The organism is Cellulomonas sp. Root485 (assembly GCF_001426705.1).
Lineage (GTDB): Bacteria > Actinomycetota > Actinomycetes > Actinomycetales > Cellulomonadaceae > Cellulomonas.
On the sequence record NZ_LMFC01000001.1, the window covers coordinates 1,195,588 to 1,210,156 of the forward strand.

Annotated in this window: 11 protein-coding genes; 8 read left to right on the top strand and 3 right to left on the bottom strand. The window is 72.7% G+C overall.

The window, feature by feature from the left end; translation table 11 throughout:
• Positions 1 to 62 precede the first annotated feature (62 nt).
• Positions 63 to 1,643, top strand: coding sequence for an RNA polymerase sigma factor (locus ASD16_RS05510; RefSeq protein ID WP_055913873.1), 1,581 nt, complete (start codon positions 63 to 65; stop codon positions 1,641 to 1,643).
• Positions 1,644 to 1,818: 175 nt separating this feature from the next.
• On the opposite strand, the gene ASD16_RS05515 is transcribed toward ASD16_RS05510, so the two are convergent.
• Together ASD16_RS05515 and ASD16_RS05520 are read right to left on the bottom strand one after the other, a co-directional pair.
• On the bottom strand, positions 1,819 to 2,184 hold the full coding sequence (locus tag ASD16_RS05515) for a PH domain-containing protein (protein ID WP_055915759.1): 366 nt from the start codon (positions 2,182 to 2,184) through the stop codon (positions 1,819 to 1,821).
• Between the two features lie 135 nt (positions 2,185 to 2,319).
• Positions 2,320 to 2,529 carry a hypothetical protein gene (locus ASD16_RS05520; RefSeq protein ID WP_055915761.1) on the bottom strand — a complete coding sequence of 70 codons (210 nt, stop codon included), beginning with the start codon at positions 2,527 to 2,529 and terminating at the stop codon, positions 2,320 to 2,322.
• A 163-nt stretch (positions 2,530 to 2,692) separates the two neighbouring features.
• Between ASD16_RS05520 and ASD16_RS05525 the strand changes: the two genes are divergently transcribed.
• From ASD16_RS05525 to ASD16_RS05535, 3 genes are all read left to right on the top strand, one after another.
• Entirely contained in the window at positions 2,693 to 4,819 is a 2,127-nt protein-coding gene (locus ASD16_RS05525; RefSeq protein ID WP_055913877.1) for a type IIA DNA topoisomerase subunit B, read from the top strand.
• Positions 4,820 to 4,865: 46 nt separating this feature from the next.
• Positions 4,866 to 5,897, top strand: coding sequence for a GNAT family N-acetyltransferase (locus ASD16_RS05530; protein WP_055913880.1), 1,032 nt, complete (start codon positions 4,866 to 4,868; stop codon positions 5,895 to 5,897).
• Between the two features lie 119 nt (positions 5,898 to 6,016).
• A complete protein-coding gene (locus tag ASD16_RS05535; RefSeq protein WP_055913883.1) occupies positions 6,017 to 6,763 on the top strand; it encodes a lysoplasmalogenase in 747 nt (248 codons plus the stop codon).
• A 3-nt stretch (positions 6,764 to 6,766) separates the two neighbouring features.
• On the opposite strand, the gene ASD16_RS05540 is transcribed toward ASD16_RS05535, so the two are convergent.
• Positions 6,767 to 9,238 carry a DNA topoisomerase (ATP-hydrolyzing) subunit A gene (locus tag ASD16_RS05540; RefSeq protein ID WP_055913886.1) on the bottom strand — a complete coding sequence of 824 codons (2,472 nt, stop codon included), beginning with the start codon at positions 9,236 to 9,238 and terminating at the stop codon, positions 6,767 to 6,769.
• 106 nt (positions 9,239 to 9,344) lie between these two features.
• Between ASD16_RS05540 and ASD16_RS05545 the strand changes: the two genes are divergently transcribed.
• Genes ASD16_RS05545 through ASD16_RS05560 form a run of 4 tightly spaced genes read left to right on the top strand, consistent with a single transcriptional unit; the run spans position 9,345 to position 14,557 of the window.
• A complete protein-coding gene (locus tag ASD16_RS05545) occupies positions 9,345 to 12,080 on the top strand; it encodes a GNAT family N-acetyltransferase (RefSeq protein WP_055913888.1) in 2,736 nt (911 codons plus the stop codon).
• A gap of 49 nt (positions 12,081 to 12,129) precedes the next feature.
• Entirely contained in the window at positions 12,130 to 12,705 is a 576-nt protein-coding gene (locus ASD16_RS05550) for a DUF5998 family protein (RefSeq protein WP_055913890.1), read from the top strand.
• Positions 12,702 to 13,898 (top strand): alkaline phosphatase family protein, encoded by a 1,197-nt coding sequence (locus ASD16_RS05555; protein WP_055913892.1) that lies wholly within the window; start codon positions 12,702 to 12,704, stop codon positions 13,896 to 13,898. The genes ASD16_RS05550 and ASD16_RS05555 overlap by 4 nt, the downstream gene beginning before the upstream one ends.
• Positions 13,898 to 14,557, top strand: a complete 660-nt coding sequence (locus ASD16_RS05560) for a thymidine kinase (RefSeq protein ID WP_055913895.1) — start codon at positions 13,898 to 13,900, stop codon at positions 14,555 to 14,557. Before ASD16_RS05555 ends, ASD16_RS05560 begins: the two co-directional genes overlap by 1 nt.
• Positions 14,558 to 14,569: the final 12 nt, after the last annotated feature.

The following is a 14,569-nucleotide window of genomic DNA, read 5'->3' on the forward strand; positions in this document are numbered from 1 at the left end:
CGGTACAATATCCATCTACCTCCCGGCCCCGTTCCGGGTGTCGCGCTGCCGAAAGGTCGTTCGTGTCGTCCCAGACCCCGCATCCCGCTCTTCCGCGTGAGTTCGAGCACCCCGCCCTGCAGGACCTCGTCCTGCGCGGGCGCACCCACGGCACCGTGGGCGCCGAGGAGCTGCGCACCGCGTGCGAGCAGGCGGACGTCCAGGACGCCAAGCGCCTGCGCGCCGTCGTCCGCGGCCTGTCCACCGCCGGGATCGGCGTGCGTGAGCCTGCCGCGGCGCCCGCCCGAGCCGTCGCAGCGACCAGCGCCAAGGCCCGTCCGTCGACCAAGGCCGTCGTGACCCCCGAGGAGGGCGCTGCTGCTCCCGCCCCGACCACGCGTGCCCGGGCGGCGTCGGCGAAGACCGCCGCCGCGAAGACAGCCGCTGCCAAGCCCGCGGCCAAGTCCACCGCCGCCAAGTCCACCGCCGCCAAGAAGGCCACGGCTGACGCCGACGTCGACGAGATCGAGGTCGTCGAGGGCGACGAGCCCGACATCGAGGCGATCGAGGAGGTCGTCGTCGACGTCGTCGAGGTGGTCGAGGTCGTCGACGACGCCGCCGACTCGGACGACGAGGACTCGGAGGACGGCGAGAAGAAGCCTGCCGCGAAGGAGGAGGAGAGCGAGGACAGTGGCTTCGTCTACTCCGACGCCGACGACGACGACGCTCCCGCTCAGCAGGTCGTCACGGCCGGCGCGACGGCCGACCCGGTCAAGGACTACCTGAAGCAGATCGGCAAGGTCGCGCTGCTGAACGCCGAGCAGGAGGTCGACCTCGCCAAGCGCATCGAGGCGGGCCTCTTCGCCGAGGAGCGGCTGAACGCGGGCATCACCATGGAGCCCAAGATCAAGCGCGAGCTCGAGTGGATCGCGAACGACGGCCGGCGTGCCAAGAACCACCTGCTCGAGGCCAACCTGCGTCTCGTCGTCTCGCTGGCCAAGCGCTACACCGGTCGCGGCATGCTGTTCCTGGACCTGATCCAGGAGGGCAACCTCGGTCTGATCCGTGCGGTCGAGAAGTTCGACTACACCAAGGGCTACAAGTTCTCGACGTACGCGACCTGGTGGATCCGTCAGGCGATCACGCGCGCCATGGCGGACCAGGCCCGCACGATCCGCATCCCCGTGCACATGGTCGAGGTCATCAACAAGCTCGCCCGCGTCCAGCGCCAGATGCTCCAGGACCTGGGCCGTGAGCCCACGCCGGAGGAGCTGGCCAAGGAGCTCGACATGACGCCGGAGAAGGTCGTCGAGGTCCAGAAGTACGGTCGCGAGCCCATCTCGCTGCACACGCCGCTCGGTGAGGACGGTGACAGCGAGTTCGGTGACCTCATCGAGGACTCCGAGGCGGTCGTCCCCGCGGACGCCGTGAGCTTCACGCTCCTGCAGGAGCAGCTGCACCAGGTGCTGGACACCCTCTCCGAGCGCGAGGCCGGCGTCGTCTCGATGCGGTTCGGCCTCACGGACGGCCAGCCGAAGACGCTCGACGAGATCGGCAAGGTCTACGGCGTCACGCGCGAGCGGATCCGTCAGATCGAGTCCAAGACCATGTCGAAGCTGCGGCACCCGTCGCGCTCGCAGGTCCTGCGGGACTACCTGGACTGACAGACAGCCCACCACGACGAAGGCCCGGACCGGGATGGTCCGGGCCTTCGTCGTCCGTGGGGCGACGCGAGGAGGCGTTCGCGGCGACGGACCCGTTCGTCGTGCACGGCGTCGTGCAGTCGTACCGCGTCCTCGAGTGGCGGGACGTGCTCGGCTGAGTCGACGGGGCGCGGCGTCAGCGGGTGATGTACCAGAGGATGAGGTCGTGGGCCTTGTGCGCCTTCTCCACGCCACGGAAGTCCGCCTCGTGCACGGTGCCGCCGACGTCGATGGCGATGCTGCTGCTGGACGTGAACTTGCCGGCGAACGACGTGTTGCTCACCACAGAGACCGAGCGCACGTGCCGGTACGGGATCGAGGTGATCGCGACCCGCTTGCCGACGAAGCTCTTGTCCTGCATGACGACCCGCAGCGTCGTGAGACCGACGAAGCCGGTGCCGGTGCCGATGCAGTCGTAGACGGCGAGCACCTCTTCGCCCTGCAGGAGGCCGCGGCTGACCAGCTCGAGCTGCTCGGCCTTGTCGACGTCGGGCTCGGTCACGGGGGCCTCCTGCGTCATCGGGTCGACGGGCCGCTGTGCCCGTCGAGGCCGAGCATAGGGGTGGAGGACCCGGACAGAGCGCGAGGCCCGGACCATCAGGTCCGGGCCTCGCGTCGTCAGTAGGGGCGAGCTGCGTCAGATCGCGGCGCCGGCCCCGGCGCCGTGCTCGGCGAGGAGGCGGTCCGTCTCGTCCTGCACGTGGGTCGCCAGCTCGGCGAACTTCGGAGCGTGCTCACGCGCGTGGTGCGCGCAGAACAGCAGCTCTCCCACCGCGAGGACAACTCGGACATAGGCCTGTGCGCCGCAGCGGTCGCAGCGGTCGGCCGCGGTCAGTGGATGCGTCATGGTCCCGGTCACAGATCAATAGAACCATCCCGACGCCGGATCACACGCACCCGGAGCGGGTGGTTCGCTCACCGCGTAGCAGACCGTAACCGGCCCGCAACACAGCCGTTGCCGGCGGCATGGCGCCTCCGGGCTGTCGGGCCCGGCGACTACCATCGGCCCCGTGACGACGACCTCCCCGCAGTCTGGCTACACCGCCCGGCACCTGTCGGTGCTGGAAGGGCTCGAGGCGGTGCGCAAGCGCCCCGGCATGTACATCGGCACCACCGACAGCCGGGGCCTCATGCACTGCCTGTGGGAGATCATCGACAACTCGGTCGACGAGGCCCTCGGTGGCCACGGAGACCGCATCGAGATCGTGCTGCACGCCGACTCGTCCGTGGAGGTCCGGGACAACGCGCGTGGCATCCCGGTGGACATCGAGCCGAAGACGGGGCTGACCGGCGTCGAGGTCGTGTTCACCAAGCTGCACGCGGGCGGCAAGTTCGGCGGTGGCTCCTACGGGGCGTCGGGTGGCCTGCACGGCGTCGGCGCGTCGGTGGTGAACGCCCTGTCGGCGCGTCTCGACGTCGAGGTCGACCGGGGCGGTCGCACGCACCGGATGACGTTCCACCGCGGCGAGCCCGGCGTCTTCGACGACCGCGCCGGCATCGGCCCGGACAACCCGTTCGAGCCGTTCGTCTCCGGGTCCGAGCTCACGGTGAGCGGCAAGGTCGCCCGTGCCCGGACCGGGACGCGCGTGCGGTACTGGGCGGACCCGCAGATCTTCCCGAAGACCGCTGTGTTCGCCTACGACGAGCTGGTCACCCGCGCCCGGCAGACGAGCTTCCTGGTGCCGGGCCTGACGCTGACGGTGCGCGACGAGCGCGGCATCGCGGGCACGCCCGGCGCCGACGGTCCGCACGAGGAGACGTTCCTGCACAGCGGCGGCGTCGTCGACTTCGTGGACCACCTGGCGCCCGACACAGCCGTGACCGACACGTGGCACCTGACCGGCTCGGGGGCGTTCACCGAGACGGTGCCGGTCCTCGACGAGCGCGGCCACATGACCGCGCAGGAGGTGTCGCGGACCTGCGACGTGGACATCGCGCTGCGGTGGGGGACGGGCTACGAGACCGAGGTCCGCAGCTTCGTCAACATCATCTCCACGCCCAAGGGCGGGACGCACCTGGCCGGGTTCGAGGCGGGCCTGCTCCGGACCATGCGCAAGGCGGTCGACGCGAACGCGCGGCGCCTGAAGATCTCGTCGCGCGACACCTCGGAGCGGATCGAGAAGGAGGACGTGCTCGCCGGGATGACCGCCGTCGTCACCGTCCGGCTGGCCGAGCCGCAGTTCGAGGGGCAGACCAAGGAGGTGCTGGGCACCGGGCCGGTGCGCGCGATCGTCGCCAAGGTGATGGACACCGAGCTCGCCGCGATCTTCGCCTCGCCCAAGCGGGACCACAAGGCGCAGTCCTCCCTGCTGCTGGACAAGGTCGTCGGCGAGATGCGTGCCCGGCTGTCGGCACGCAAGCAGAAGGAGATCTCGCGACGCAAGAACGCGCTCGAGACGTCCTCCCTGCCCGCCAAGCTGGCCGACTGCCGCAGCGACGACGTCGAGCGCAGCGAGCTGTTCATCGTCGAGGGCGACAGCGCCCTGGGCACCGCCAAGCTGGCGCGCAGCTCCGACTTCCAGGCGCTGCTGCCCATCCGCGGGAAGATCCTCAACGTCCAGAAGGCGTCCGTCACGGACATGCTGAAGAACGCCGAGTGCGCCGCGATCATCCAGGTGGTCGGCGCCGGCTCGGGTCGCTCGTTCGACCTCGAGGGTGCGCGCTACGGGAAGATCGTCCTGATGACCGACGCCGACGTCGACGGCGCGCACATCCGCACCCTGCTGCTCACGCTGCTGTTCCGGTACATGCGGCCGCTCGTCGAGGCCGGTCGCGTCTACGCCGCCGTCCCGCCGCTGCACCGTATCGAGGTCATCGGGGGTGGGGGCCGCAAGAACGAGTACGTCTACACGTACTCCGAGGCCGAGCTCGTGGCGACCTTGAAGAAGCTGGACAAGGCGGGCAAGCGCTACAAGGACGACATCCAGCGCTACAAGGGCCTCGGGGAGATGGACGCGGACCAGCTCGCGGAGACGACGATGGACCCGCGACACCGCACGCTGCGCCGGGTGACCGTCGAGGGTGCCCAGCGCGCCGAGGAGATCTTCGAGCTGCTCATGGGGTCCGACGTCGCACCGCGCAAGGACTTCATCGTCGCCGGCGCCGACGGCCTGGACCGCAGCCGGATCGACGCCTGACCCATTTCGGTTGCCGTCGCGCGGACCGGCGGGCGATCGTGGTCCGGTGACCACCACCGACCTCGCGCCCCTCGCCGACCGTGTCGCCGCGCCGGCGGACGTGCCCGTGCCCACCGGCACCGACGGCCTGACGTGGCGACCGCTCACCCGTGACGACGTGCCGGCCGTCACCCGTCTGCTCACCGCGGTCGAAGAGGCCGACGCCACGCCGTACCGGACCTCGGCCGAGGAGGTCGACGAGGAGTTCGACGGTGACTGGAAGGACCACGCGCGCGACACGCTCGCCGGCGTCGACGCGGACGGCGTGATCCGTGCGTACGCGCGCGTCAACCAGCCCCCGGGCGATCTCCGGGTGGTCCGCGCGTTCCTCGACGGGGCGGTCGACCCGCAGTGGCGGGGGCGCGGGATCGGCCGGCAGGTGCTCGCGTGGCAGCAGGCGCGTGGCCGGCAGCTGCTCGCGGCGTCGGGCAAGGAGCTCCCCGCCCGGCTCGCGGTGTTCACCGACGACGGCGCCGAGGCGACGGTCCGGCTCCTCCGGGCGAGCGGGTTCACGCCCGCGCGGTTCTACGCGGAGATGCGCCGACCGCTGGACGTCGAGCTCCCCGCCGTCGAGGTGCCCGACGGGCTGAGCATCGTGCCGTGGAGCGCCGAGCTCGACGAGCAGGTGCGGCTCGCGCACAACGAGGCGTTCGCCGACCACTGGGGCAGCGAGCCCCGCACGGCGGAGGACTGGAGCCAGGGGCGCAGCATGTTCGCCCCGACGTGGAGCTTCGTGGCGCTGGACGACTCGACGGGCGACGTGGCCGGGTACCTCATGTCGGGTCGGTACGAGCACGACTGGCCCGTGATCGGCTACAAGGCCGGGTACACGGACCTGCTCGGCGTGCGGCGGGCGTGGCGCGGCCGGCGGCTCGCTCCGGCGCTGCTCGCCACGGTGATGGCCGCGTACCAGGCGGACGGCATGGACTACGCCGAGCTGGGTGTCGACACGGCGAACCAGTCCGGCGCGCACCGGCTGTACGAGGGCCTCGGGTACGCGGTGTTCCACAGCTCCACGCTGTTCTCGATCGAGCTCTGAGCCGCGCGGGCGAACGTCCTCCGGCGGCCCGCGACGCGGGTTAGCATCGGCGCGGCGGGACGACGAGGTCCTGCCGAACCTGTCGCCGGACGAGGACGTCCGGTCTCCTGGAGGTCGCCGTGGGACGCTCGCTGTCCGTGGCCGCGCGCACGTGGGTCGCGGTCTTCGTCGTGCTGGTGCTCGTGCATCTCGTCGCCCAGGGTGCAGGCGCCACCACGCTGGCGGACATCACGCAGTGGATGCTCATGCCCGTGCTCGCGGCGGTCGTCGTCAGCGCGACGCGCTGGCCACGCGGGCACGTCGTGACATGGACGCTGGTCGCCCTCGGCTTCTCGTGGCTGGGTGACCTCGTCCCGGCGCTGGTCGCCGAGGACGCGTCGTTCCTCGTGATGGTCGGGTTCTTCCTGGTAGCGCAGGTGGCGTACGTCGTGGCGTTCGCGCCCTTCGTCCGGCGCTCCGTGGTGCACACCCGTCCCGTCCTGCTGCTGCCGTACGCGGCCGTGCTCGTCGCGCTGGTCGCGTTGTGCGCACCCGGGGCCGACGCCCTGCTCGTCCCGGTCGCCCTCTACGGGGGCGTTCTGGTCGCGATGGCGGTGCTCGCCACCGGCCTCGGTCGTCTCGCCACGATCGGCGGCGCCGTCTTCCTGGTCAGCGACGGGCTGATCGCGCTGGAGGCGTTCGTGCCCGGGTGGGACCTGGCCGCGCAGGGCTTCTGGGTGATGCTGACGTACGCCGTCGGCCAGGGGCTCCTGGCTGCGGCCGTGATCGGGCGCAACGTCGCCGAGCGGCAGGCACCCGCGCCGCGGCCCGTCCGCAGCTACGCCCAACACCCACCGGTGCCGGACAACGTGGTCGCGCTCGTCTGAGGGTCAGCCGATGGCGTGCACGGGTGCGGACAGCGGCGTGCCCGACATGTCGCGGCGCGGGTCGACCGCGGGCAGCTCGATCGGCTGACCGGCGGACCCCGTCGCCCAGGCCGGCGCGGAGCCGACCCACGCGAGCAGGAGCGCGTCCTCGTTGCGCAGGAACCGGTGCGCCCGGACGCCGCCGGTCGCGCGGCCCTTGCCCGGGTACGCCTCGAACGGCGTGACCTTCGCCGAGCCCGCCTGCGTGCCCGGGAGAGCGCCGGACGCGCCCGCGACGGTCACGACGACGGCCTCGGCGGTGCCTTCCGGGACCGCCCCGAACGCGACCACGCGCTGCCCGGCCGCGAGCTTGATGCCCGCCATGCCGCCCGCCGAACGACCCTGCGGCCGGACGGCCGACGCCGGGAAGTGCAGGAGGGAGGCGTCGGACGAGATCAGCACCAGCTCGTCGGTCTCGCTCACAGGCACCGCGCCGACGACCTCGTCACCGTCCTTCAGGGAGATCGCCTCCCAGGCGTCGCGGTTGCCCGGGACATCGCCGGACGTCACGCGCTTCACGGTGCCCTGGGCGGTGGCGAGTGCGAGCGTCGGTGCGTCGGCGGCGAGCGACGCCAGTCCGACCACGCGTTCGCGGGGCAGGAGGGTCACGACCTCGCCGAGCGGCACGCCACCCGAGAGCGAGGGCGCTCCGTCCGTCGGGGGGAGACCGGGCAGGTCCAGCACGGAGACGCGCACGATGCGGCCCTGCGACGTCACCACGCCGATCTCGGCGCGCGCGGTGGCCGGGATCGACGCAGCCACGACGTCGTGCTTGGCCCGGCGGGCACCGTCGCCCCGCGCCGGCAGGTCCTCCGACGCCGTGCGTGCGAGCAGCCCGGTGCCCGACAGGAGCACCCAGCACGGCGTGTCGGCGATCTCGAGCGGGGCGGCCGCACCGCGGGCGGCGGGCGCTCCGGTGATCGAGGTGCCGCCGGCCGACTCGAGCAGGATGGTGCGGCGCGGGGTGCCGTACGTCGCGGCGACCTCGGCCATCTCGTCGGAGACCAGGCCGCGCAGCCGGGACTCGTCGGCGAGGATCGCCCGCAGCTCGGCGATCTCCTCGACGAGCTGCTGCTGCTCCTTCTCCAGCTCGATCCGGGAGAACCGGGTGAGGCGGCGCAGACGCAGCTCGAGGATGTACTCCGCCTGCGGCTCGGACAGGTCGAAGACGGTGCGCAGCCGGGCGCGGGCCGTGTCGGCGTCGTCGGACGTGCGGATCACCTGGATGACCTCGTCGATGTCCAGGATCGCGACGAGCAGGCCCTCCACCAGGTGCAGTCGTTCCAGCCGCTTGGCGAGCCGGTGCTGCGAGCGCCGGCGCACCACCACGAGGCGGTGCTCGACCCAGACGACCAGAAGCTCGCGCAGCCCCAGCGTGCGCGGCTGGCCGTCGACCAGGGCGACGTTGTTGATCGAGAAGGAGTCCTCGAGCGGGGTGTAGCGGTAGAGCTGCTCGAGCACGGCCTCCGGGACGAAGCCCGTCTTGATCTCGATGACGAGGCGCAGGCCGTGCTGCCGGTCGGTCAGGTCGACGGCATCGGAGATGCCCGAGAGCTTCTTGCTCTGCACCCCCTCCTTGATCTTCTCGATGACCTTCTCCGGGCCCACCGTGTACGGCAGCTCCGTGATGACGATGCCCTTGCGCTTGGGCGTGACGTTCTCGATCCGGGCGGTCGCGCGGGTGCGGAAAGCGCCGCGGCCGGTGCGGTACGCGTCGCGGACACCCTCGAGACCGACGATCTTGCCGCCCGAGGGCAGGTCGGGGCCGGGGACGAAGCGCAGCAGGTCCTCGAGCGTGGCGTCCGGGTGCAGGACGAGGTGACGGGCCGCGGCGACGACCTCGACGAGGTTGTGCGGGGCCATGTTGGTGGCCATGCCGACCGCGATGCCCGACGCGCCGTTGACGAGCAGGTTCGGGATCGCCGCGGGGAGCACCTCGGGCTGCGTGAGCTTGTTGTCGTAGTTGGGCACGAAGTCGACGACGTCCTCGTCGAGCCCTGTCGTCATCGCGAGCGCGGCGGGTGCCATGCGCGCCTCGGTGTACCGCGGTGCAGCCGGGCCGTCGTCGAGCGAGCCGAAGTTGCCGTGACCGTCGACCAGCGGCAGGCGCAGCGAGAACGGCTGCGCCAGGCGGACCATCGCGTCGTAGATCGCCGCGTCGCCGTGCGGGTGCAGCTTGCCCATGACCTCGCCGACGACGCGCGCAGACTTGACGTACGGGCGGTCCGGGCGCAGGCCCATGTCCGACATCTGGTACAGGATTCGGCGCTGCACGGGCTTGAAGCCGTCCCGGGCGTCGGGCAGCGCCCGCGAGTAGATGACGGAGTAGGCGTACTCGAGGAACGAGCCCTCCATCTCGGTCGCGACGTCGATGTCGACGATGCGCTCGACGAGGTCCTCGGGCGGGAGGTCGGGGGTCGCGGGGCGACGCGCCATGGTGCTTGCTCCTCGGGGGGCCGGTCTGGCTGTGCGGCGACCATTGTGGACCGTCCGGGACCTTTGGCGGGCGCGGCGCGCGGCGCCCGCCGCTACCGTGACGCTCATGGCAGACGTCACGGCTGACGGCCTCCCGCACCCGGGGCACGCGTACCCGGCTGCGTGGGAGGCGGACGTCGTGCTGCACGACGGCTCGACCACGCACGTCCGCCCGCTGCGGCCCGACGACGCCGATGCCCTCCAGGCGTTCCATGTCGGGCAGTCGGAGCGGTCGACCTACCTGCGGTTCTTCGCCCCGCTGGAGCGGCTGTCCGAGCGTGACCTGGCACGGCTGGTCAACGTCGACCACGTCGACCGGGTCGCCCTGGTCGCCGTGTCGAGCGGGTCCGAACCCGGGAGTGACGACCAGATCATCGGTGTCGCGAGGTACGACCGGATCGGGACCGACGAGGCCGAGGTCGCCTTCAACATCGCGGACGCGCACCAGGGGCGTGGCCTGGGGTCCGTGCTCCTCGAGCACCTTGCCGCGGCGGCTCGGGAGCGCGGCGTGCGCAGGTTCGTCGCCGAGGTCCTGCCGCAGAACGGCCGCATGATCGCCGTCTTCAAGCAGGCGGGGTACGAGGTCCGGCAGCGGACCGAGGACGGCATCGTGGCGGTCGGGTTCGACATCGACCCGACGGACCGGTCGCTGGCCGTGATGGCGGACCGCGAGCACCGGGCGGAGGCGCTGTCGATGCGGGGTGTCCTGCACGCGTCGTCGGTCGTCGTCGTCGGGCCGGGGTCGGACGCGGGCGGGACGCTCGCGGGGCGGCTCGCCTCCCGCGTGCTCGCCGAGCTCCTCGTCGGGGACCCCTCGGTGGTCGTGCACGCGGTCGGCGTCCCGGGCGACCCGCCGATCCCGGTGCACGCACGGCTCGCCGACGTGCCCGGACCCGTCGAGCTCGCGGTCGTCGCCGTCCACGCCCACGCGGCGACCGACGTGGCCCGTGACCTCGCACGTCTTGCGGTGCACGGGATCGTCCTGCTGACCGGAGGGTTCGCCGAGGACGGCCCCGACGGCCTGGACCGGCAGCGCGCCGTGCTGCGCGCGGCGCACGGCGCGGGGATGCGCGTGGTCGGCCCGAGCTCCTACGGGATCATCTCGACCCGGGAGGGCGGCCTGCAGCTCAACGCGTCGCTCGCGCAGCCCCCGCCGGCGTCCGGACGGGTCGGGCTCTTCTGCCAGTCCGCCCCCTTGTCCGTCGCGCTGCTCGCGGCGGTCCGGCGCCGGGGCATCGGCATCTCGCAGTTCGTGTCCGCCGGGCACCGCGCCGACGTGTCCGGCAACGACCTGATGCAGTTCTGGGCCGACGACGAGAGCACCGACGTCGTCGGGCTGTACCTCGAGTCGCTGGGCAACCCGCGCAAGTTCTCCCGGGTGGCTCGGCGGCTGTCGCTGATCAAGCCCGTGATCGTCGTGACGGCGGGCCGGTCGGGTCAGGTGGTGCCGCCGGGGCACGCCGTCCGACCGACGCACGCACCACCTCGCACGCTCGCAGAGATGCTGCGGCAGTCCGGGGTGGTGCGCGTCGAGAACACGCACCAGCTGCTCGACGTCGCACAGGTGCTCGCGCACCAGCCGCTGCCCGCCGGGCGACGCGCCGCCATCCTGGCCAGCTCCGCGTCCGTGGCGGCCCTCGTCGCCGAGGCCGTCGCCGCGGCCGGTCTCGTGGTCAGCGGGCACGTGCAGCTGCTGGCCGAGGACGCCTCCCCGGACCGGGTCCGGGCAGCCGTCGACGCCCTCTACGACGACCCCGACAGCGACGTCGTCGTCGTGGTCCGCATCCCGACCGTCGGTGGTCCCGACACCGTCCTGCAGGAGGCGGTCGCGCAGCGGGCCGCGCGTTCCCGGCGGACCACCGTGGCGTGCATCTACGACCTGCACGGCCTGACGCCGGAGCTGACCGCCCGCGACGACGACGGCCGGGAGTGGACGGTGCCCGCGTACAGCACGCCGGAGGACGCGGCGCTGGCGCTCGGCCACGCCGCCCGGTACGCGCAGTGGCGTGACGGGGACCGCGGGCGCCCGCTGCACCCCGAGGGAGCGGAGACCCGGATCGCCCGGCGGCTCGTCGCCGGGTGGCTCGACGCCGAGGCGTCGGGTGACGCAGCCCTGGCGCTCGACAGCGACCGGACGGCGCAGCTGCTCGCGACGATCGGGGTGAGCGTGCTGCCGTCGACCCGCGTGCACGACGCCGACGAGGCCGTCGCCGCCGCGGAGCGGATCGGCTGGCCGGTGGCGCTCAAGACGACCGTGCCGGCGCTGCGCCACCGCGCGGACCTCGGGGGAGTGCGCCTCGACGTCGCGGACGAGGCCGAGCTGCGGGCGGACGTCGCCCAGGTGCTCGAGCTCGCCGCGGGGCTCGGGGCGACGGAGGGCGACGAGCCCCTGGAGGTGCAGGCGATGGCTCCCCACGGCTCGGCGTGCGTCGTGCGCTCGGTCGAGGACCCCTCGTTCGGCCCGATCGTCAGCTTCGGGCTGGCCGGCGACGCCTCCGACCTGCTGGGCGACATCGCGTACGGCGTGCCGCCCCTGACCGACGTGGACGTCTCCGAGCTGGTCCGCACGGCGCGGGCGGCCCCGCGGCTGTTCGGGTACCGCGGGCTGCCGGCACTGGACGTCGCCGCGCTGGAGGACATCATCGCGCGCGTCGCCGTGCTCGCCGACGACCTCCCGGAGCTGCGCTCGCTGGAGCTCAACCCGGTGGTCGTCTCCGAGCACGGTGCGGCTGTCCTCGGTGCCCGCGCCTCGGTGTCCCGCGCGGACCGCGCCGACGCCACCCGACGGCTGCCGAGGGTGTGACCCTGTGCGTGCTCGCCGGACAGGGCCGGTGAGGTGGGAGGATGGGCAGGTGCCTGCTGCTGCTCCCGCCCTGCACCACGACCTCCACCGTGCCGGCTACTACCCCGAGCTCGTCGTCGACGTGCTCGACGTGGCCCTCGCGGACGAAGAGGTCGTGGCTCACCTGGTCCACCCCGAGACGACGTTCGACGCCGCCGAGGTCCGCCGCCACGTCACCGTGCTGGTGCTGACGCCCACGCGGTTGATCGTCGCCCACGTCGACGACCACCCGGCCGACTCCGAGCACCCGTCGGCGTCCGCGTCGGCCACGACCGAGGCGGTGCCGCTGGCGGAGCTCACGTCGGTCGCGCTGACCCACGTCGTGCCGCTGCCGGAGAAGCACGAGCGCGGCAGGCCCGCGCAGGAGCTGACCCTGGTGGTCGGCTGGGGTGCGGTCTCCCGGGTGGACCTGGAGCCGGCCACGTGCGGCGACCCGAACTGCGACGCGGACCACGGCCTCACGGGCACCTTGGCGCCCGACGACGTGGTCGTGCGGGTGAGTGCCGCCGCGGAGGGTCTCGACTCGGTGCGGGCCGCCACGGCGTTCGCCCGGCAGCTGTCCGCGGCGAGCGCCCGGGCCCGATGACCGGCCTCGAGGCGCCGGCGTCGAGGGTCTCGACGCGGACGCGCGCGGAGGTCGATGCGGCCGACTTCCTGACGCCGGGCTCAGACCACCCGTGCCTGGGCCGGGTGCTCCCCGCCGTCGCCGGTGCCCTCGGGGTGCTCGACGTGCCCGACGCGAGGGACTCCCAGTCGCTGCTCGGCCTGCCCGACGCGGCCCGCGTCTGCGTGGTTCTCGTCGACGGGCTGGGGCACACCAACCTCGCGGAGCGCGCCGGTCACGCGCCGTTCCTGCGTCGTCGGCTGGGCGACTCCACACCCCTGACCAGCACGTTCCCCTCCACCACCGCCACCGCGATGGGCACCTTCGGGGTCGCGCTGCCGCCGGGCCGCACGGGCATGCTCGGGTACACCGTCCGCGACCCCGCGACCGGGGAGCTGGGCAACCTGGTCAGCTGGACCGGTCTGCCGCCCGCGCGGCAGTGGCAGCGCGAGACGACCGTGTTCGAGCGGCTCGTCGCGGCGGGCACCAGCGTGACGAGCATCGGGCCGGCACGGTTCGCGGGCTCCGGGCTCACCGAGGCCGCCCTGCGCGGTCCCACCTACAAGGCCGCCGAGTCGCTGGCCGCCCGGGTCGACGCCACCGTGGACGCGCTGCGCCGCCCCGGCGTCGCGTACCTGTACTGGGGAGACGTCGACAAGGCGGGTCACCACCACGGGTGGGGGTCGTGGCAGTGGGGGGACGCGCTCGCGGAGCTCGACGCCGAGCTGGGCAGGCTCGCACGGCTCCTGCCGCGGGACACGGTCCTGGTAGTGACCGCCGACCACGGGATGGTCGACGTCGACCGGTCGCAGCGGTGGGACGTCGCCTCCGACCCCGGCCTCGGCGCCGGCGTCGCGATGGTCGCGGGGGAGCCTCGTGCGCTGCACCTGCACCTCGAGCCGGGCGCGGACGCGACGCACGTGGCGGACCGGTGGCGGGACACGCTCGGCTCCGCAGCCGTCGTCGTGACACGTGACGAGGCGATGTCCGACGCGTGGTTCGGAGACGTCTCCGAGCACGTCCTGCCGGTCATCGGGGACGTCGTGGTGGCGATGGCGGGCCGCGCGACCGTGGTGGACTCCCGGACCCAGACGCCGGCGTCGCTGGATCTCGTCGGGGTGCACGGCTCGTTGACGCGCCACGAGATGCTCGTCCCGTGCGTGGTGGTGGCCTGATGGCCGAGCTGGTCTTCTTCTCCGGCACCATGGACAGCGGCAAGTCGACGCTCGCGCTCCAGATGCACCACAACCACGCGGCGCGCGGCCGTGACGGAGTGCTGTTCACGCGGCACGACCGCGCCGGCGCGGCGACGATCTCCTCACGGTTGGGGCTGACGCAGCAGGCGCACGAGGTGGACGACTCGACGGACTTCTGGTCGGACGTCATCTCCCGCCGCACGCGCGGTCGACCCGTCGACTACCTCATCGGTGACGAGGCGCAGTTCTACACCGCCGACCAGGTGGAGCAGCTCGCGCGGGTCGTCGACGAGCTCGGGGTCGATGTCTTCGTGTTCGGCATCTCGACCGACTTCCGGGCTCGGCTGTTCCCCGGTGCCGCCCGGCTGGTCGAGCTGGCCGACCGGGTGGAGATCCTGCAGGTCCGCGCGCTGTGCTGGTGCGGCGCGCGGGCGACCCACAACGCCCGCACCATCGGCGGGACCATGGTGGTCGAGGGCGCGCAGGTCGTCGTGGGAGACGTCGAGGCCGGTGCCGACGAGGTCGGCTACGAGGTCCTGTGCCGTCGGCACCACATGCGGCGCATGACGGCCGCCACCGCCCGGGCGTCCTCGCCGAGCCCGCAGATGCTGACCTCCGCGGAGGAGCTCAGCATCTGATGGATCTCTACG